Here is a 17,721-nt window from a genome sequence, read left to right on the forward strand (position 1 = left end):
CGCGAACCTGGCAAACCGCAAAGCCACCACATCAAGCCACGTCGCACGCCAGGCATGCGCCGCTTTTACACGCCGCCACCCGCACCGGACGCCACACGGGCACGCCCGTGCGATGGCCCCACGCCATGAAAACCAGCAATTTTACCAGATTACCGGGAAAATTGCCTGCTAGCTCACGGGTTTACAGCCAGATTCTGCGGGCCCGCGCGCCTGCAAGGCCAGGCCGCGCGGCTTAACGGCCGCCGCGCCCGCGCGAACCGCCCAGAAATCCCAGGCGGGACTCGTGCGCCGAGGCGCTCTTGGGCTGCCAATCGTCGCCCTTGGCCGAGCTGCGCTTGGCGCGCGCCTTGCCGCCCTGGGCCTTGGCGCTGCCGCGCCCTGCCCCCGGCTGACCGTTGCGCCCCCCGGGCCCGGCAGGCTTGCCGGGTTTGCCGGGGCCGCTCTTGCGCGGCGCGGCTGCGGCAGGCGCCGTTCCCGCCACGACCGCGGCTGCGGCTGCGTCCGGGCCGGCCGCCTTGCCCGGCCGCCGCGGCTTGCCATTCTTGGGCGTCTTGGGCCCTGCGGGCCGGGCGCCACCCGCCTTGGCTGCGCCGCTCTTGCCCGGCTTGCCGCCCTTGCCGCCCTTGCCGCGCCCGGCGTCCTTGCCCAGCGGATGGCCATTGGCGTAGCCGCCCGTGATCATCAGGCCGGTGCCGAACGGATCGGACGGCGAAGACGCCACAGCGCCCGGACTGCCCGCGCGGCCGCCCTGCAGCTTGCCGCGCCGGCCGATGCGCGCGCCGTTCATGCCATTGCGTTCCAGCGTGCCAAAGCCCGGCGGCAGCGCACTGTCGTGAGAGCGCGGCTGGCGCACCCGTCCGCCGTCGGCGTCGTCGTCGTCGCGCAACAGGCCAAGCTGCACCATCAGGGCGGTGACCAGCTTGGAGTCGAGCTCTTCCCAGCGGCCACGGCGCAATGTACGCGGCAGCACCAGATCGCCGAAACGGGTACGGATCAATCGGCTGACGGTGACGCCCACGGCTTCGAACATGCGACGGACTTCGCGGTTGCGGCCTTCCTGGAGAGTGACGCGATACCAGCGGTTGCTGCCGTCGCCGCCCAGGTAGTCAAGCGTGCCGAACGCGGCCATGCCGTCTTCGAGCTGAATGCCTTCGACCAGGGACTTGCGCGTCGCGTCGTCCATTTCGCCGAGCACCCGCACCGCGTATTCGCGTTCGGTGCCATAGCGCGGATGCATGATGCGGTTGGCCATGTCGCCCGAGGTGGTGAAAATGAGCAGGCCTTCGGTGTTGAGATCCAGGCGCCCGACAGAGAGCCATTTGCCGGTGCGCAATTTGGGCAGCCGGGCAAAGACGCTGGCCCTGCCGGCAGGGTCGTCGTGGCTGACGATTTCGCCCGCAGGTTTGTGATACAGGATGACACGAGGCGGCTTGCGGGTGTTGGGACGCACGATGGGCTTGCCATTGACACGAACCACATCCGACGGCCCCACCCGCTGGCCTATGTGGGCCGGCTCGCCATTGACCGATACGCGCCCGGCAGTGATCAGTTCTTCCATTTCGCGGCGCGAGCCCATGCCGGCATCGGCCAGGACCTTGTGCAGCTTGGGCATGGCCGCATCGCTGTTCAGATATTTGCCCAGACGTTGCTCGATGCGCGCGGCCTGATCGAGAAAAGACAAAGCCTGTTCGGCCTCGTGCTCGGACCCGCGGTTATCGCCCTGGGGGCCGGCCGCGCGCGCCTCGGCCGGCGCGTCATTGCCGCCCGGCTCAGGGGCGCCGGCCGCCGCGCCGGCAGCGTCCGCGCGCCGGCGGCGAAACGGCGTGCGCAGCTTGCGGCCGCGCCCGCGGGCATTGCCGTTTTCAGCGGCTTCGCCGGCGGCGGCGGACTCGGCCCCGTCCGGCCCTGCGTCGGAAACGGCCGGCGCCGCAGGAGCAGCCTGCGCAGTCACGCCGGGAACAGGAAAGTCATCTTCTTGCATCGTTGTATTCGTTGTCACAGAGACAGCTCCAGATTTCAAGCTTGCACCAGCCCGCCCTGGGCAGACCGGTCTTCATCAGGTGTTGAGGGGGCCTCAGGCGCCAGCGGCTGGGGAGCGGACGGCGGCACGTCGGGCCCCGGTTCCCGAGGCGGGACCTCGGGTTCGGGATCTTGAGGGTCGACCTCGGGTTCGGGCGCCGGGGGTTCGACTTCGGGCTCGGGCGCCGGGGGATGTACGTCGGGCCCCGGCGCGGGAGGCTCGATCTCGGGCTGGGGGTCCACCGGCGTGATTTCGGGCTGGCTGGTTGCCGGCGCGATCTCGGGTTGATTGTCAGGCTGCGGCACTTCAGGGTGTTTGCCGGGTTGAGGCACCTGGTCCGACATGGGCGGCGGGATGTCTGGCACCTCGGCGGACGAGACGCCCGCCGCAGGATCGCCCGCCGCGGGGCCGTCCGCGGTCGGGGCAGCCGCCACCGTGCTGCCTGCGTCAGGGCCATCCGCCAGCGCCTGGCCGTCCTGGGACTGACCGTCCGGCGTCTGGGCAGAAGGCGAAAGCGTGACTTCCGACCCTCCCAGATCCAGGCCTTCGAGGGCTGCGGCCGCCTGCGCGGTGTCCAGCGGCGGCAGCTCGTCGAGCGCACGCAAACCCAGATCGTCGAGAAACTGGCGCGTGGTGCCGAACAACGCGGGCCGGCCCGGCGCGTCGCGATGGCCGATCACTTCTATCCAGCCGCGATCTTCGAGGGTCTTGACGATCTGGGACGACACTGTCACGCCCCGGATGTCTTCGATATCGCCGCGAGTGACGGGTTGGCGCCAGGCCACGATGGCCAGCGTTTCCATGACGGCACGAGAATACTTTGGCGGCTTTTCGGGATTGAGGCGTTCCAGATAACGCTGCATGTGCGGCCGGCTCTGGAAGCGCCACCCCGAGGCCAGCTGCACCAAATCCATGCCGCGCTCGGCCCATTGCTGCTGCAGCGCCTGCAACAATGCCCGCAGCCGGTCATTGTCGAATTCCGGGTCATCGCCGAACAGCTTGCGCATTTCGGCCAGTTGCATCGGCTGGCTCGCGCATAGCAGCGCAACTTCCAGCACGCATATTGCCTCGCTATCGTTCATTGATTATCAGTCGGTTATTAATGGGCGAATTTGCGTCACGGATTCAAAAAAGATAAAATCTTTCTCTTCAGACGCGGGGTGGAGCAGTCTGGCAGCTCGTCGGGCTCATAACCCGAAGGTCGTAGGTTCAAATCCTGCCCCCGCAACCAAGCTTTCCGAAGGCCCGGCTCAACGCCGGGCCTTTTTGCTGGGCGTCGCGCCTGGCAGCCACCGCGAATGCCACGCCCGCCCGCGCACCACCGACCGCCCAACCCAATGATGGAAGCGGAGCATGCCGAAATGCGGACTTGCTTAATGTTCACAGTGTTCCTGCCAGAACGGCACGAGGGCGGCGCCAGCTGGCTGGCAACCTGAACCCGTACGATGCCGCGCTTATCAGTGCGCAGCGCCGCCGATGCGGCCAATGCTTATAAAAAATGAACCTGAACCGCCTGGCGCCAGGGCAGAGGACGAAGATGCGGAAAACCCCTTGCCCCGAACAATAACCGCGCCCAGCCTGAAATAAGCAGGCTGGCTTGCGGCAACGCTGAGCCGACAATTCTTAGACGTATGGGACGACCATGCCGCCCCCATGAACGGCCGGCGCATAGGCGGCCTGCCAACCCGCACCACAACAACTTCGGCAAACCTTGAAACCGCCTGGGCGGAACCGCTGGCCGGAAGATCCGCGACGGCGCCAGCCGCTGCGGTGTTGCGCGCGCCCCGTCGTGCTGGCGTGGCATTGAATGCCCTGGCGCCATGGCTGCCTGTAGGCAGCGCCGGATGGGACGACGTTGGTCTTCATGAAGACAGTCAGTTGATTATACCTACAATGCCGGTGGCGACAAAGCATTGCGATGCCTTGCCCGCGCGCTGCGCCTACGCCGGCGCGTCCCAGGGCGTGGGCCCGAAGCGCTCGGCCAGGAAGTCGAGCATGGCCCGCAGCACCAGCGGCATCTGCCGGCGCGACGCATATACGCCATAGATGCCGAGTTCCTCGGGGGGAGTCTGGGCAAGCAGCGGCACCAGCCGCCCGGAGGCTATATCGTCGCCCACCAGGTACGTAGGCAGCAGCGCGATACCACTGCCCTGCACTGCCGTGCGCGCCAGCAATATGACGTCGTTGGCGGTGATGTTTCCACTGACCGGCACATCGATCCACGACCCATCGCGCTGGAACCGCCACAGACTCTTGCCATAGTGCGAATGGGTAAGGCAATTGTGCCTGGCCAGGTCTTCCGGCCGCGCCGGCGCGCCATGCGCGCTCAAGTACGAGGGCGCGGCGCACACCACCGACCGGCAAGGCGCCAGCTTGCGCGCGATGAGATTGGGATCGAGTTCATTGGTGATGCGCACCGCCAGATCGACTCGCTCTTCGACCAGATTGACGATGCGATCGATCAGCTGCAGGTGAACCGAGGCGCCCGGGTACCGGGCAACGAAGTCCGCCATTGCACTGCTGAGCTGCACCACGCCGAACGATAGGCTGGCGGTGATGCGCAGCTCGCCGCGCGGCTCGGTGTCCGGAGAGGTCGCGGCATGGCGGATTTCTCCTGCAAGGTCGAGCATGCTGCGACAGCGAGGCAAGGCATCGGAACCCGCGGGGGTAAGGCTGAGCCGGCGAGTGGTACGGTGCAGCAGCCGGGCCCCCACCCATTCTTCGAGCTCGGCCAGGTAGCGGGACACCATGGCCCGTGACATATCGAGATGCTGCGCCGCGGCGGACAGACTGCCGCGATCGACGACCTCGACGAACACCTGCATGGCTTTCAGGCGGTCCATGATTGTCTCTTTTCTGGCGGCGGTGCAGGCTTTATACCGTATTTCGGGTTGCGCGCCGACTTAACTTTGTTGTCTTAATGTGCGCTGGCGCCAGGCGGCTGGCGCAACGCCTGCCGCAGCGAAGCCTGCAAGACGCCGGGATCGAGGTCGCGCACGATGCACACCAGACGCGATTGCGCCAGGCCCGCAGGCCAGCCTGCAAGCGGCTCGGGCGGATACAGGTCGCGATGCACGCCGTGCACCGCGCAAGGCACAGACTCGCCCGCGAAGCCGATCACGCCCTTGATGCGCAGCAACCCCTGGTGATGCGCCTGCTGGACTTGCGCCATGCCGGTCAGGAAGGCGGCGCGGCTGAGGGCGTGCGGCAAATCGATTACGACCTGGCTGACCCGGGGATGACGGGACCCGCCGCTCAACCCGGCCAGGCCCGCCAGTCCGACGCTCCACGAGCCCCCTGCCACGCGCAAGGGCAGCGGTTCGCCAGGCGCCAGCCGGCGATCCAGCGCGGCATCGGGCCACTGCACGCACATGGCCACGCCGGGATGCACCTGCGCGACGGCGTCCAGCGCATGGGACAGCGCATCCTGGTCAACCAGATCCGGCTTGGCGCAAACGACCAGGTCCGCCAACGCGACCTGTTGGGCGGCTTCCGGCTGATCCAGAAGCTGGCGCGCGATATGGCTGGCATCCACCACCGCAAGCGTGCCGGCGTGGACGTATCGTTCCGCAAGAAACGGCTCGTGCCGCAAAGTGAACAGAATCGGCGCGGGAGAAGCCAGGCCCGTCGTTTCGATCAACACGCGGCGTAACGGTTTTATCTGCCGCCGCAGCGCCATCATGAAGAGGTCGCGCAAGGCATGGACCAGATCGCCATTGACGGTACAACAGATGCAGCCGCCCTCCAGCGCCACGATACGCGCATCGGCATGCCGCACCAGATGGTGGTCGACGCCGATCGTTCCGAATTCGTTGATGATGACCGCCGTGTCGGCGTATGCGGGATCCTTGACCAGGCGATTCAACAACGTGGTCTTGCCGCTACCTAGAAAACCGGTGAGCACAGTGACCCCGATGCGGCGATCGATACGTGGAGCGGCGGGCTGTTCAGACACGGAGGTGCGCCTCGCAAGGCAGCGCGATCACATGCCCGGCGGCCGATAGGCCGGCGTAATATGGCTGCGGAATGGAATTTGCAGACGGCAGCCGTGCCGCGTTGGCGGCGTCGGCTTTATCCATTACACAAAAACCTAGGAGGGTACACATGGCATTGCATCATGCCCGCTCGGGCGAACTCATCGATATCCGCCCATTGGGCGCAGCCATCAAGAATACCCCCTCGCAGGCTTTGGTGCGCGCTGACCAGCTGGAAGTGCTGCGCCTGAACCTGCCGGCCGGCGAATCGCTGCCTCCGCACGATATCGAGCACAGCGCCATCACCGTGCAATGCCTGGAGGGAGCGCTGGAACTGCGCGCGCACGGCACGGCGCGGCGCATGGAACCGGATACGCTGGTATACCTGGCGCCGGGCGTGGAGCACAGCGTTGTCGCGCTTGAGGATTGTTCGGTACTCGTGACGCTGTTCCTGGACCGGAGCTGATCGGGGCGGTTTGCCGGCTTGCCGCCCGCACGACGCGCCCAGCCGCCTACACCGGCTCGCTGCGCATAGGCGCGGACAGCCTGAGATTCAGGCGTTTGCCCAATCGGATTGCGGGCTGTTCCAACAGCCGCCAGGACAGCCAGCTGAGCGCGAACGTGGCCACACCGGCCGTGACCATGCCAAAAGCGTCACGCTTTCCCACCACGTGCCAGACGACCGGATGCAGCAGGTACACCGGATAGCTGAGGACGCCCAGCGTATGAGCGATTCTGGCCCATGCTCCGACCAGCGGCAGATAAGCCGACACCGCAGTCACGCAACACACCAGCGCCAGCAACGATATGCCGGTAAATCCTGTCAGCGCATCCGTTCTTGTCGCGCCCGATGGAAACTGGCGTTGCCCAAGATCAAAACATTTTTGTTGTGTTTACAAACTTTATTGTTGTATAGCTACTTATCGAAACCACGCAGGGGAGGCAATGAAATACAGCGAGTTCAGGCGGTGGTTGCTGAAGCAGGGGTGACGCTACCCCCACAAATCAGGAAGCAGCCACTACAAAGCAACCCTAGGTGATCGAATGACAGTTTTCCCAGACCACGGCAGCAAAGAAATCGGTACTGGACTGGTGAGCAAGATCGAGAAAGACCTGGGCCTGAAGTGAGACGAGGTGGCCCAAAAGGGCCGCCTCCTTCCGCTGTATCTCTACCGCCCCGCACACAATGAGGAAACGGCATGTTGACCTACTGCTACACCCTGGCGCCCGACGATAACGGCACGCTGCTGATTTCATTCCCGGACGTACCGGAAGCAGCGGCCGTGACAGAGCGCGACCAAGACGCGGCACGCGAGGCGTTCGAGGGCCTGGAAGCTGCCCTACAAATGTATGTCGACGCACGCCGCCCTATTCCTATGCCCGCTGCCGTGGGCGATGGGAGCGTCACGCTCGGAGCCCTTGTTACCGCGAAGGTTCTGCTATCGAACGAGATGGTCAACCAAGGCATCAGGAAAGCCGAACTGGCGCGCCGCCTGGGCGTTCACATGCCGCAGGTGGACCGGCTGCTGGACTTGGCCCACGCCTCGAAGATCGAGGCTGTAGAGGCCGCCGTACAGCGGCTGGGCCGGCGGCTGGAAGTTTCCATGGCGTAGCACAATGGCGGCGTCACGGTGCCTGCCAACTCTGCACCAGCATCTCACGCCGCGGCACGCCAGCGCCCCCGCTCACGATGTGGCGGATACTCAGGGAGTGCACCGGAAAGCCTGCGAACACCTCTCGCATCTTTGGGTGGTCATTGAGGCTCAACAGCGCCTTGCCGCGCATGGCGTCGGCAAGCGCTTCGTATTCGAGTAGCGCGAATTCGACTCCATACCCGGCCGTGCCCCAATATGGCAGGTCCAGGTAAAAAAAATGTGTGCGCGGTCGTAGCGCTTGACGCAGCCCGGCGGCGCGGTGGTGGCCGTGCCAAACCTCTGTCCTTCGATTTTCCCGCTGAAGCAGTTTTGTTGCAGGCAATAAAACGGCGCGGCGCGCTGGATATCTGTCAGCAGCGTCGCGCCGCCAGCGAAAGCCGGAGAATGAAGGCGCCGTTGTTGCCATTGCGCTTATCGCTGGCCAGGCGGCCTGTGCGCCGGCGGAAGCCATTGGGACCGTGAGAGCTCATGCTGACACCTTCCAGGAACTGGAATACGGTCTCATGGCTTGGCGCGGCACATCCACAACGCTAACGGCAGAGCGAAATCACATCGCTGACGTGGGCACAAGTCGACATGACCAAGCAGCACGCCTACGTCACCGCCCCTGACGCGAAATCGAAAAAGGCCGCGCGATGCCGGTCAATGCTGATGCAATGGAAGTGCTGCGTCATCGCCGCGGACTACACCCGACCCTGGTTTTCACTCGGTCATCGGCGCCCGATCGAGAGGCCATCCCCATACAGTAGGCTGACCGGCGAGTACTCGGCAGGGTGTGCACCGTGGTAGGGATCCAGGACTTCCACTTTCATGACCGCCGGACCATCTCGCGAGCCACGCCAACGCGGTCACGTTTTGGCCACAGCACGACGCACAAAAAGAAAAACCGCCTCAGGGGCGGTTTGACTGTTTTCTTTAGCGGTTTTTGGCTCCCCGAGCAGGGCTCGAACCTGCGACCTGCGGATTAACAGTCCGTCGCTCTACCGACTGAGCTATCGGGGAACTGCAACTGCGCTAAAGAAGTGAGATTATGAAGGAAATTTTTGGGCAATGCAAGTGAACGCAGAACAGAGCGCGCCACGCGTTCCGGGATTGTTTTCGTTACCCCGAACATGCGCGCCAAGAAATTCTCTGATATGATCTCGGTCTTTCGACGCGGCGCACACGGTGCGTGGCGTTGGGCGGAAGGCGCATCGCGCACGAAGCAAGCCGGCATAGCTCAGTTGGTAGAGCAGCGCATTCGTAATGCGAAGGTCGGGGGTTCGACTCCTCTTGCCGGCACCAGAATTATTTGAAAGGGCAGCCCAGGGCTGCCCTTTTTTGTTGCCTGAGCCCGGGCGGAATGGACGTTGCCGATGCGCAATGTCTGATGGCACAGCAGCCGGGCGAGCTGCAACGGCGGGCCGCGGCACTATGCGCCCGTGAAAGGCGCCGACTATTCGAAGTCGGGCTGCTTTTCGGGTTGGGCGAGGTCGAACGCCGGCAATTCGCGGCAGGCTTCGTCGATGCGCACAACCGTGGGAAACGCCGACAGATCGCAATCGAAGCGACGTGCGTTGTATACCTGCGGGACCAGGCACGCGTCGGCCAGGCCGGGGGTATCGCCATGACAATAACGGCCAGTGCTTGAAGAATCGGCCAGCATGGATTCCACCGCGGCCAGCCCCAGTCCCACCCAGTGTCGGTACCACTCGTTCTTGGCGTCGTCGCTGACCTGCAGATTGCGCTTGAGGTACTTGAGCACGCGCAGGTTGTTAAGCGGGTGGGTGTCGCAAGCGATGGCCTGGGCAATGGCCCGCACCCGGGCGCGGCCGGCGGCGTCGGCTGGCAGCAACGGCGGTTGCGGGTGGGTTTCGTCCAGGTATTCGATGATGGCCAGCGACTGGCCCAGGGTGACGTCTGCGTCGACCAGGGTTGGAACCAATGCGGAAGGGTTGAGCGCGCGGTAACCGTCGGACAGCTGCTGCCCCCCGTCTTTCAGCAGGTGCACGCCCAGGTATTCGTACGCGATACCCTTGATGTTGAGGGCGATTCGAACGCGGTAGGCGGCCGAACTACGAAAGTAGCTATATAACTGCATCATGTCGTCCTCTTGTGGTGGCGGCGGGCGCTAGCGTGGTTCGGCGGCGTCTGGCGCTGCCTTGCGCGACAGCCCCTTGGGCAAGGGGAACGCCACGTTTTCTTCCAGGCCCGGCATGGTGCGCACCGACACGGCGCCCAGCTCTTTCAGGCGCTGCACGACTTGCTCTACGAGCACTTCGGGCGCCGACGCGCCCGCGGTGATGCCGATGCGCTGGCGACCGACGAGCCACGCGGGATCGATGGCATCGGCGCCATCGACCAGGAAGGCATCGGTACCTATGCGTTCGGCGACTTCGCGCAAGCGGTTGGAGTTGGAGCTATTGGGGCTGCCCACGACCAGCACGAGATCGCATTGGGGCGCCAGCACCTTGACAGCGTCCTGGCGGTTTTGCGTGGCGTAGCAGATATCGCTTTTCTTGGGTTCGACAATGCCCGGAAAGCGCGCGCGCAGCGCGGCCGACACCGCAGCGGCGTCGTCGACCGACAGCGTGGTCTGCGTGACGAAAGCCAGGTTGCCGGGGTCGGACACCTGCAGCCCCGCCACGTCTTCGACGGTTTCGACCAGGTACATGCCGCCCTGCGCCTGCCCCAGCGTGCCTTCGACTTCGGGATGCCCCTTGTGACCGATCATGATGATTTCACGCCCGGCGGCGCGCATGCGGGCGACTTCGATGTGCACTTTGGTGACCAGCGGGCACGTGGCGTCGAACACCTGCAGCCCGCGCGAATCGGCTTCCTGGCGCACCGCCTTGGACACGCCGTGCGCAGAGAACACCACGATGGCGCCCGCAGGCGCCTGATCGAGCTCGTCGATGAAGATGGCGCCCTTGGCGCGCAGGTCTTCGACCACATAGCGGTTGTGGACGATTTCGTGGCGCACATAGATGGGCGCCCCATGCAGTTCGAGCGCGCGCTCGACGATGTCGATGGCGCGGTCGACGCCGGCACAGAAGCCGCGCGGCTGCGCCAGGACGACTTCGGCGTCGGCCGCGGTGACCGGTCGGTTCATTACAAGACCCCCAGGATGTGGACATCGACGCGCAGCGCCGTGCCCGCCAGTGGATGGTTGAAATCGAACAATGCCCAATCGGGATCGAGCTGCTTTAGCACGCCCGAATAGCGCGCGCCGTTGGGCGCGGTGAACTCGACGAGATCGCCGGGTTCGAACGTGGCGTCGGCGCCGGCGTGTTCGGCCAGCATGGCGCGGGTGACCTTCTGGATGAGGTCGGGATTGCGTTCGCCATAGGCCTGGGCGGGCGACAGCGTGACGCTGAAGCGCTCGCCTTCGGAGCGGCCGAGCAGCGCGGTTTCGAGACCCGGCGCCCATTGCCCCTGCCCCATTTGCAGGGTGCCGGGCCGGCCATCGAAGGTATCGGCGAATACGGTGTCCTGGGCAGGGCCGGACGCCAGCACGATGCGATAGTGCAAGGTAAGGTAGGAATCGGCCCGAACTGTGGGTACGGCCTGATCGGCGGCGGGGGTACTGCTCAAGGTGGTCACCGTGGAAAAAGTGGCGTAAACCCTGATTTTAGAACGTCTTGGCAAATGTCGGCCCAGCGCCGGCCTTGGCGGAGCCAGCGTAGAACTACGCGTGGACCAAAATGGACATACGCGCACCCTGCGCCCCGGGAGCGCGGCATAGTGACGGGCCCCGATTCCTTTGCGTGCCCCCATGCCCCTGCCCCGCGACCTTGCCCCGCACGAGCGCCCCCGCGAACGCCTGCTGCGCCTGGGGCCCCAGGCGCTGCGCGACGCCGAACTGCTGGCGCTGGCCCTGCGTACCGGCACGCGGGGCCGCACCGCGGTCGACATGGGCGACCTGCTCTTGCAACACTATGGCGGGCTGCGCGGCCTGTTCGGCGCCACGCCCCAGGAATTGATGTCGCAGCGGGGCCTGGGGGCTGCCAAGGCCGGCGTGCTGGCGGCCATCCTGGAACTTGCGCGGCGGGCCACCGAAGAACAATTGATGCGCCAGCACAATATGTCCGACCCGGGGCAGGTCAAGCGCTATTTCCGCACGGCGCTCTCGCATCGCGACGTGGAGCACTGCATGGCGCTGTATCTTGATAGCCAGCTCAACCTGATCGCCAGCGGCGAGCTCGCCCGGGGCACCCTGGCGCAGGCTTCGGTGTATCCGCGGGAAGTGGTGCGGGAAGCCTTGCGGCACCATGCCGCGGCCCTGATACTGGCGCACAACCATCCATCCGGCGCGGCGCGACCCAGCCAGGCCGACCGTGAATTCAGCCAGCGCCTGAAACAGGCGCTGGCGCTGGTGGACATCCGCCTGGTGGACCACCTGATCGTGGCCGGCGACACGACGGTGTCCATGGCTGAAGCGGGCCTGCTTTAGCGGCATGGCAGGCCGCGAACCAATCCGTCGGCGCCGGTGCAGCGGCGCGCCGGCAATTTCGTTAGACTGCAAGTTCCAACGATCCAGAGCACGCCCGGACGAGAATCGATGAAGCGCCTGTGGGACATTTCTCCTCCGGTATCGCCCGACTCTCCGGTTTTTCCGGGCGATACCGCTTACCAGCAACGCTGGACATGGTCGCTGGGCGGCGACTGTCCGGTCAATGTCAGCGAAATCCGGATGTCGCCGCATATCGGCGCGCACGCCGATGCCCCCTTGCACTACCGCAACGGGGCCGCGGCTATCGGGGCCGTGCCGCTGGAGCCCTACCTGGGGCCCTGCCGGGTCATCCATGCCCTGGACTGCGGCCCGCTGATCCGGCCCGAACACCTGGAACATGCGGCCGCCGACCTGCCGCCGCGCGTACTGGTGCGCACCGCCGAACATGCGGCGGTTCACTGGTGGACAGATGATTTCGCGGCCTACGCGCCACACACCATCGACTGGCTGGCCGAACGCGGCGTGATGCTGATCGGGCTGGACACGCCCAGCATCGACCCCGCGTCCAGCAAGACCCTGGACAGCCACCACGTCATCTTGCGGCGCGATATGCGCGTGCTGGAAAACCTGCTGCTCGATGACGTTGCCGAAGGCGACTACGAACTCATCGCCCTTCCGCTGGCGCTGGCCCAGGCCGATGCCAGTCCGGTGCGCGCGGTGCTGCGCGAACTGGGCTGATTCGCCCGTTACCATGAACCATCACCAGGGAAATGCCGCCGCACCACGGCGGCGTTCCCGATCAGGCAGGCCTTTGATGAATACGCCACAACGCCCCGAAGACATCGTCCGCGACGAACAGGCCCAGCTCGACTACGCCCAGGACATGACCTATGGCGACTATCTGCACCTGGATGAGCTGCTGGGCGCGCAACATCCGCTGTCGCCCGAGCACAACGAATTGCTGTTCATCGTGCAGCACCAGACCAGCGAACTCTGGATGAAGCTGATGCTGCATGAACTGCGCGCCGCCATCGAGCACGTTACCCAGGACCGCCTGCCGCCGGCCTTCAAGATGCTCGCGCGCGTCAGCAAGATCATGGAGCAACTGGTGCACGCCTGGGACGTGCTGGCCACCATGACGCCGCCCGAATACTCGGCCCTGCGCCCATACCTGGCAAGATCCAGCGGGTTCCAGAGCTACCAGTACCGCCAGATCGAGTTCCTGCTGGGCAACAAGAACGCCGCCATGCTCAAGCCCCACGAGCACCGGCCCGACTTGCTGGCCGCGGTGCGCGCGGCCTACGAGGCGCCCTCGCTGTACGACGAATCATTGCGACTACTGGCGCGCCATGGCCTGCCCGTGCCGGCCAGCCACCTGCAGCGCGACTGGTCCCGGCCGTACCAGGCCGACGCCGCCGTCGAGGCGGCCTGGCTCACGGTGTACCGCCAGCCTGACCGCTACTGGGACCTGTACCAACTGGGGGAAAAACTCACCGACCTGGAAGACGCTTTCCGGCTGTGGCGTTTCCGCCACGTCACCACGGTGGAACGCATTATCGGATTCAAACGCGGCACCGGCGGCACATCGGGGGTCGCATACTTGCGCAAGATGCTCGACATCGTGCTGTTTCCGGAAATCTGGGCGCTGCGCACGGATTTGTAGCGCGTCCGCCCGCTGGTCAGCACGGGAAATCGTGCTAGAATGCGGGGTTACTTCCTGGATACGTGGCTGTCGGGCGACCTTATGACAAGGCGATCCGTTCGGCTGGCGACCCGCAAACCTCCGGCCAGACCGGAAGAACCGGAATTCATCATGAAAGAAGGCATTCACCCCGAATACCGCGAAGTGGTGTTCATGGACGTGCAAACGGGCAACAAGTTCGTGACGCGCTCCACCATCAACACGCGCGAAACCATCGAACTCGACGGCAAGACCTACCCGTTGTTCAAGTGCGACGTTACGTCGGAATCGCACCCCTTCTACACCGGGGCGCAGACCCGCATCGTCGAAACCGGCCGCGTCGAGAAATTCCGCGCCAGGTTCGCTCGCACCGCCGGCGCAATCAAATCCGCGTCGTAAACTGCTCCTCGCCGAGGCGCAGGAAAAAGCAGCCCTAGGGCTGCTTTTTTTTCCACGCGAACTCGATCCTTCCCCGTTTGCGGGCCACCGGCCCGAGCCTGCTCGGTTACATTAGCCACGTGTCTCCCATAACGCGCTCAACCCCGGCCCGACTGACCAGTTCAGCCACCGCCAAGTTGCCCCGTCTGGTGCTGCTGGGGCTATCGCTCGCCTATATCCTGGCCGGCCTCTTCATGCGCGATCCGTGGAAGACCGACGACGCCGTCGGCCTGGCCACCATGATCACGGCGATACGCGAAGGCGGCACTACCTGGCTGCTGCCGCAGGTAGGGGAACTGGCCTTCGCCGAAGAAGGGCCGCTGATCACCTGGGCAGGCGCCCTGTGCATGTGGCTGTTCGGGCCGCTGATCGGCGATATACCGGCCGGGCGTCTGCCGAATCTGCTGTGGTTCGGCATCGCCACCGTCAGCGTATGGTACGGCACCTATCTGCTGGGGCGCCGCGCCGAGGCCCAGCCGCTGGCGCTGCCGTTTGGCGGCGAGCCGCCGCCACGCGACTACGGGCGCATGCTGGCGGACGCCGCCCTGCTGCTGCTGATCGCCACGGTCGGCATTTTGCAACGCACCCACGAGACCTCTGTGGTGCCCGCCATCATGGCGTGGCAGGCGCTGGCTTTTTATTCGCTGGCGCGCACGGTGGACCGCCCCGCATCCGGCGCGGTGACATTGGGCGTGGCCCTTGCCGCAAGTTTCCTGACGCGGGGTTGGGTAGGCGCCCTGCCCATCATGCTGGGCACCGCCCTGGCGTTCGTGCCGCGCAGCGTGCTGTGGCAAAGGCGCCGCTGGCTGCCGCTGGCCGCCGGAGTGGCGGCAGCGCTGATCCTGGCTTGGTGGATACCCGCCACGCAACATAGCGAATACTGGATCAGCAACTGGAAAACCTGGAACCTGGCATCGTTCTCCTGGCCGAGCCTGGCCGATACCGGCCGCACCCTGCGCGATCTTCCCTGGTATTTGTGGCCCACCTGGCCGCTGGCGGTGTTGGCCCTGTGGCGGTGGCGCGACTGGCTGTTCGCGCCGCATATCTGGCTGCCGCTGTCACTGGCCGTGTTTGCGGCGGTGATGCTGTTCTTCCTGGAAGAACCGACCGACGCGGAGTTCATTCTGCTGGCTGTGCCCGGCTCGGTTCTGGCGGCCTTTTCACTGCCCACCTTGCGGCGCGGCGTCGTCAATACGCTGGACTGGTTCGCGGTGATGTGTTTTTCGCTTACCGTAGCCACCGCATGGCTGGGCTGGGTGGCCCTGCATTTTGGCTGGCCCGCCCAGATCGCCCGCAACATCGCGCGCCAGACAACCGGATACGAGCCGACAATTTCATGGATGGCCTTCGCCCTGGCGCTGGTGGTGACGGCCGCGTGGGTGGTCGTGGTGGTGTGGCGGCTGCGTTCGCAGCCGGTGGCGCTGTGGCGCGGCACGGTACTGTCGGCCAGCGGCCTGACGGCGACATGGATCCTGCTGGTGTTGCTGTGGCAGCCCGCCGTGGACTATGCCCGCAGCTATCGCACGGTGTCGGGCGAGCTGGCCGCGGCGCTGGCCCAATACCGCAAACCCGGCGAGTGCGTGCGCGGCCTGAGCGTGGGCAGCGGCCAGCGTGCGTCGCTGCTGATTTTCGATAACCTGACGCTGAGCTACGACTCGAAGTGCCCGCTGGTGCTGCAACAGACCTCGCGCGAACGGCTGCGCGACGGCAATGCAGCCTATAGCGAAGGCGCGCAAGAACTGTGGCGCGGCGGCCGCCGCGCCGACCGGCACGAAATCTTCCGCCTGCTGCGTATCGCACCTTCGCAATGACGTCTTCTCCCGCTACTGAAGGCGGGTTCGGCGCCACGATGCGAGGCATCGTCAGGCAGGCCTGGCCCGTGCTGATCAGCCAATGGGCCGGCATTGCCTTTGGCGTGCTCGACACGGCCATGACAGGGCATGCCAGCGCGGCCGACCTGGCCGCGATGTCATTATCGATGTCCGTCTACATCACCATTTTCGTGGGGCTGATGGGCGTGGTGCATGCGCTGATTCCCATTCTGGCGCAGCACTTTGGCGCGGGCCGTCTGGCCGATGTAGGCCGCACCTGGGGCCAGGGAGTGTGGATGGCGCTGGGCCTGGCATTGGCCGGCGCCGTGCTGATGATGTTTCCCGATGGCTGGCTGTCGCTGTCGGGCGATGTGGCGCCCGAAGTGCGCGAGCGCGTGACGGGCTACCTGCGGGCATTGGCGCTGGCCCTGCCGGCCGCTCTGGTCTTTCGCACGATATACGCGCTGGGAACGGCGGTATCGCGTCCCAAGGTGGTGATGACCATCAACCTGGCCGGCGTGGGCTTGAAGGCGTTTTTCAATTGGGTGCTGATCTACGGCAACCTGGGGCTGCCGGCGCTGGGCGCGACCGGCGCCGGCCTGTCAACGGCCATCGTGTCGTGGATGAGCCTGGGCGTGGGCCTGTGGTTCGTGACGCACAACCGCTACTTCCGCCGTTTCGGACTGACGCTGGGACGGCCAGCCTGGCCCGCGCAGAAAGAGCTGCTGCGACTGGGCGTCCCGATGGGCGGATCGTACCTGGTGGAAGTGTCGGCCTTCACGTTCATGGCCTTGCTGGTGGCACGCGAAGGCACCTATGTCAGCGGCGGCCACCAGATCATGTCGAACCTGGCCGCCCTGTGCTACATGATGCCCATGGCCCTGGGCGTGGCGACGGCATCGCTTACCGCGCAGGCCATCGGCGCCGGGCAGCCTGTCGCGGCGCAACGAACCGGCATGGCGGGCATGGCGCTGGGCCTGCTGGGCGCGCTGCTTACCGCGGCCGGGCTACTGGCCGGGCGCGAACTGATCCTGGCCGCCTATACCGACGACGCCAAGGTGGCCGCCGTGGCCGGGTCGTTGCTGGTGATGATTCCGCTGTTCCACTTGTGCGACTCGATGCAGTGCATCAATTCGTATGTGCTGCGCGCGTACAAGGTTGCGGTGGTGCCATTGCTGCTGCAGATCGTGGCGCTGGCCGGCGTGGGCTTGCTGGGCGGCTGGTGGCTGGGTTTCGGGCCGGGCCGCGGCGGGCTGGACTGGCTGCGGCGCATCGTGATTCCGGATTCGCCGCTGGGTGCGGGCACGATGTGGCTGATGGCCATGATCGGCCTGGGCCTTTCCACCATTCTGCTGCACGCCTGGTACTGGAAGATCGTGCGCGACTATCGTTCGCGGGCCCGCTGATCCGGCGCGGACAGGTTTTGCCCGCCCCCTGCCCCGGCCGTTGGGCGATCGGACCGGGAATCGGCAAGGACGCCGGACGCGGCGCCGCGCGCGGAAGCGTCGCGGTCGCGCGACAGTGTGCGGGATTCGCGATCGGCATCGGCGCCACGCTCACTGCCATAGGCTGGGCCACCGGCCAGCCCCAGGCATAGCGCCGATGTGGACAAGAACGCGGCGATACGAGCGGGTGTAGTCATGAGTGCCTCCTGAAACAACCGGGCGGATTGCCCGGCAGTATTGGAGCGCAAATGAAGCGGCCGGTTCG

Annotated in this window: 18 protein-coding genes, 3 tRNA genes and 1 pseudogene; 11 read left to right on the plus strand and 11 right to left on the minus strand. The window is 65.6% G+C overall.

Going from position 1 to position 17,721, the window contains the following annotated elements:
• Positions 1-232: 232 nt before the first annotated feature.
• Complete coding sequence (gene rluB, locus CAL19_RS11065; RefSeq protein WP_170941519.1) at positions 233-1,981, minus strand: 23S rRNA pseudouridine(2605) synthase RluB; 1,749 nt, start codon at positions 1,979-1,981, stop codon at positions 233-235.
• Between the two features lie 35 nt (positions 1,982-2,016).
• Complete coding sequence (scpB, locus tag CAL19_RS11070; RefSeq protein ID WP_094796792.1) at positions 2,017-3,102, minus strand: SMC-Scp complex subunit ScpB; 1,086 nt, start codon at positions 3,100-3,102, stop codon at positions 2,017-2,019.
• Between the two features lie 72 nt (positions 3,103-3,174).
• Here scpB and CAL19_RS11075 point away from each other — a divergent pair.
• Positions 3,175-3,251, plus strand: a tRNA-Met gene (locus CAL19_RS11075).
• A gap of 709 nt (positions 3,252-3,960) precedes the next feature.
• Here the strand turns inward: CAL19_RS11075 and CAL19_RS11080 are convergent.
• Both CAL19_RS11080 and CAL19_RS11085 read right to left on the minus strand, forming a co-directional pair.
• Positions 3,961-4,863, minus strand: a complete 903-nt coding sequence (locus CAL19_RS11080) for a LysR family transcriptional regulator (protein ID WP_094796793.1) — start codon at positions 4,861-4,863, stop codon at positions 3,961-3,963.
• 74 nt (positions 4,864-4,937) lie between these two features.
• Positions 4,938-5,975 (minus strand): CobW family GTP-binding protein, encoded by a 1,038-nt coding sequence (locus tag CAL19_RS11085; RefSeq protein ID WP_094796794.1) that lies wholly within the window; start codon positions 5,973-5,975, stop codon positions 4,938-4,940.
• Positions 5,976-6,124: 149 nt separating this feature from the next.
• On the opposite strand from CAL19_RS11085, the gene CAL19_RS11090 reads away from it, so the two are divergent.
• The gene (locus CAL19_RS11090; protein WP_026638758.1) at positions 6,125-6,460 is read left to right on the plus strand and encodes a cupin domain-containing protein; all 336 of its coding nucleotides are present in this window, start codon (positions 6,125-6,127) and stop codon (positions 6,458-6,460) included.
• Positions 6,461-6,506: 46 nt separating this feature from the next.
• Here CAL19_RS11090 and CAL19_RS11095 read toward each other — a convergent pair whose 3' ends face one another.
• Complete coding sequence (locus CAL19_RS11095; RefSeq protein ID WP_141214375.1) at positions 6,507-6,776, minus strand: hypothetical protein; 270 nt, start codon at positions 6,774-6,776, stop codon at positions 6,507-6,509.
• Between the two features lie 232 nt (positions 6,777-7,008).
• Between CAL19_RS11095 and CAL19_RS19825 the strand changes: the two are divergent.
• Positions 7,009-7,122 (plus strand): annotated as a pseudogene (locus tag CAL19_RS19825) (type II toxin-antitoxin system HicA family toxin); the annotation flags it as partial.
• 71 nt (positions 7,123-7,193) lie between these two features.
• Positions 7,194-7,607: a type II toxin-antitoxin system HicB family antitoxin gene (locus tag CAL19_RS11105; protein ID WP_094796796.1), complete on the plus strand. Its 414-nt coding sequence runs from the start codon at positions 7,194-7,196 to the stop codon at positions 7,605-7,607.
• A gap of 13 nt (positions 7,608-7,620) precedes the next feature.
• Here the strand turns inward: CAL19_RS11105 and CAL19_RS19610 are convergent, their stop codons facing one another.
• Positions 7,621-8,055: a hypothetical protein gene (locus tag CAL19_RS19610; RefSeq protein ID WP_141214376.1), complete on the minus strand. Its 435-nt coding sequence runs from the start codon at positions 8,053-8,055 to the stop codon at positions 7,621-7,623.
• A gap of 520 nt (positions 8,056-8,575) precedes the next feature.
• A tRNA-Asn gene (locus CAL19_RS11110) sits at positions 8,576-8,651 on the minus strand.
• A 206-nt stretch (positions 8,652-8,857) separates the two neighbouring features.
• On the opposite strand from CAL19_RS11110, the gene CAL19_RS11115 reads away from it, so the two are divergent.
• Positions 8,858-8,933, plus strand: a tRNA-Thr gene (locus tag CAL19_RS11115).
• Positions 8,934-9,084: 151 nt separating this feature from the next.
• Here the strand turns inward: CAL19_RS11115 and maiA are convergent.
• From maiA to CAL19_RS11130, 3 genes are read right to left on the minus strand one after another with little or no spacing between them, the layout of a single operon-like run.
• Positions 9,085-9,729 (minus strand): maleylacetoacetate isomerase, encoded by a 645-nt coding sequence (gene maiA, locus CAL19_RS11120; protein WP_026638760.1) that lies wholly within the window; start codon positions 9,727-9,729, stop codon positions 9,085-9,087.
• A gap of 30 nt (positions 9,730-9,759) precedes the next feature.
• Positions 9,760-10,740: a 4-hydroxy-3-methylbut-2-enyl diphosphate reductase gene (gene ispH, locus CAL19_RS11125; protein ID WP_094796797.1), complete on the minus strand. Its 981-nt coding sequence runs from the start codon at positions 10,738-10,740 to the stop codon at positions 9,760-9,762.
• Positions 10,740-11,222: an FKBP-type peptidyl-prolyl cis-trans isomerase gene (locus CAL19_RS11130; protein ID WP_026638762.1), complete on the minus strand. Its 483-nt coding sequence runs from the start codon at positions 11,220-11,222 to the stop codon at positions 10,740-10,742. Before CAL19_RS11130 ends, ispH begins: the two co-directional genes overlap by 1 nt.
• A 181-nt stretch (positions 11,223-11,403) precedes the next feature.
• On the opposite strand from CAL19_RS11130, the gene radC reads away from it, so the two are divergent.
• The 6 genes from radC to CAL19_RS11160 all read left to right on the plus strand — a co-directional run bounded on the left by radC (position 11,404) and on the right by CAL19_RS11160 (position 17,417).
• Entirely contained in the window at positions 11,404-12,081 is a 678-nt protein-coding gene (gene radC, locus CAL19_RS11135) for a RadC family protein (RefSeq protein ID WP_094796798.1), read from the plus strand.
• Between the two features lie 108 nt (positions 12,082-12,189).
• Positions 12,190-12,819 (plus strand): arylformamidase, encoded by a 630-nt coding sequence (kynB, locus tag CAL19_RS11140; RefSeq protein ID WP_094796799.1) that lies wholly within the window; start codon positions 12,190-12,192, stop codon positions 12,817-12,819.
• A 76-nt stretch (positions 12,820-12,895) separates the two neighbouring features.
• Entirely contained in the window at positions 12,896-13,744 is an 849-nt protein-coding gene (gene kynA, locus CAL19_RS11145) for a tryptophan 2,3-dioxygenase (protein WP_026638765.1), read from the plus strand.
• A 150-nt stretch (positions 13,745-13,894) separates the two neighbouring features.
• On the plus strand, positions 13,895-14,161 hold the full coding sequence (locus tag CAL19_RS11150; protein ID WP_026638766.1) for a type B 50S ribosomal protein L31: 267 nt from the start codon (positions 13,895-13,897) through the stop codon (positions 14,159-14,161).
• Between the two features lie 119 nt (positions 14,162-14,280).
• The gene (locus tag CAL19_RS11155) at positions 14,281-16,011 is read left to right on the plus strand and encodes an ArnT family glycosyltransferase (protein WP_094796801.1); all 1,731 of its coding nucleotides are present in this window, start codon (positions 14,281-14,283) and stop codon (positions 16,009-16,011) included.
• Positions 16,008-17,417: an MATE family efflux transporter gene (locus tag CAL19_RS11160; RefSeq protein ID WP_094796802.1), complete on the plus strand. Its 1,410-nt coding sequence runs from the start codon at positions 16,008-16,010 to the stop codon at positions 17,415-17,417. Before CAL19_RS11155 ends, CAL19_RS11160 begins: the two co-directional genes overlap by 4 nt.
• Here the strand turns inward: CAL19_RS11160 and CAL19_RS19615 are convergent.
• Complete coding sequence (locus CAL19_RS19615; RefSeq protein ID WP_141214377.1) at positions 17,396-17,653, minus strand: hypothetical protein; 258 nt, start codon at positions 17,651-17,653, stop codon at positions 17,396-17,398. The two genes, CAL19_RS11160 and CAL19_RS19615, sit on opposite strands and share 22 nt — an antisense overlap.
• Positions 17,654-17,721 lie beyond the last annotated feature (68 nt).

The organism is Bordetella genomosp. 7 (assembly GCF_002261265.1).
Lineage (GTDB): Bacteria > Pseudomonadota > Gammaproteobacteria > Burkholderiales > Burkholderiaceae_B > Bordetella_A.

Coding starts and splice junctions, on each gene's coding strand:
- scpB (WP_094796792.1), bottom strand. CDS start 3,102: ATGAACGATAGCGAGGCAATATGCGTGCTGGAAGTTGCGCTGCTATGC.
- ispH (WP_094796797.1), bottom strand. CDS start 10,740: ATGAACCGACCGGTCACCGCGGCCGACGCCGAAGTCGTCCTGGCGCAG.
- CAL19_RS11090 (WP_026638758.1), top strand. CDS start 6,125: ATGGCATTGCATCATGCCCGCTCGGGCGAACTCATCGATATCCGCCCA.
- kynA (WP_026638765.1), top strand. CDS start 12,896: ATGAATACGCCACAACGCCCCGAAGACATCGTCCGCGACGAACAGGCC.
- CAL19_RS11160 (WP_094796802.1), top strand. CDS start 16,008: ATGACGTCTTCTCCCGCTACTGAAGGCGGGTTCGGCGCCACGATGCGA.
- CAL19_RS19610 (WP_141214376.1), bottom strand. CDS start 8,055: ATGGCAACAACGGCGCCTTCATTCTCCGGCTTTCGCTGGCGGCGCGAC.
- rluB (WP_170941519.1), bottom strand. CDS start 1,981: ATGCAAGAAGATGACTTTCCTGTTCCCGGCGTGACTGCGCAGGCTGCT.
- maiA (WP_026638760.1), bottom strand. CDS start 9,729: ATGCAGTTATATAGCTACTTTCGTAGTTCGGCCGCCTACCGCGTTCGA.
- CAL19_RS11105 (WP_094796796.1), top strand. CDS start 7,194: ATGTTGACCTACTGCTACACCCTGGCGCCCGACGATAACGGCACGCTG.
- CAL19_RS11080 (WP_094796793.1), bottom strand. CDS start 4,863: ATGGACCGCCTGAAAGCCATGCAGGTGTTCGTCGAGGTCGTCGATCGC.
- CAL19_RS11150 (WP_026638766.1), top strand. CDS start 13,895: ATGAAAGAAGGCATTCACCCCGAATACCGCGAAGTGGTGTTCATGGAC.
- kynB (WP_094796799.1), top strand. CDS start 12,190: ATGAAGCGCCTGTGGGACATTTCTCCTCCGGTATCGCCCGACTCTCCG.
- radC (WP_094796798.1), top strand. CDS start 11,404: ATGCCCCTGCCCCGCGACCTTGCCCCGCACGAGCGCCCCCGCGAACGC.
- CAL19_RS19615 (WP_141214377.1), bottom strand. CDS start 17,653: ATGACTACACCCGCTCGTATCGCCGCGTTCTTGTCCACATCGGCGCTA.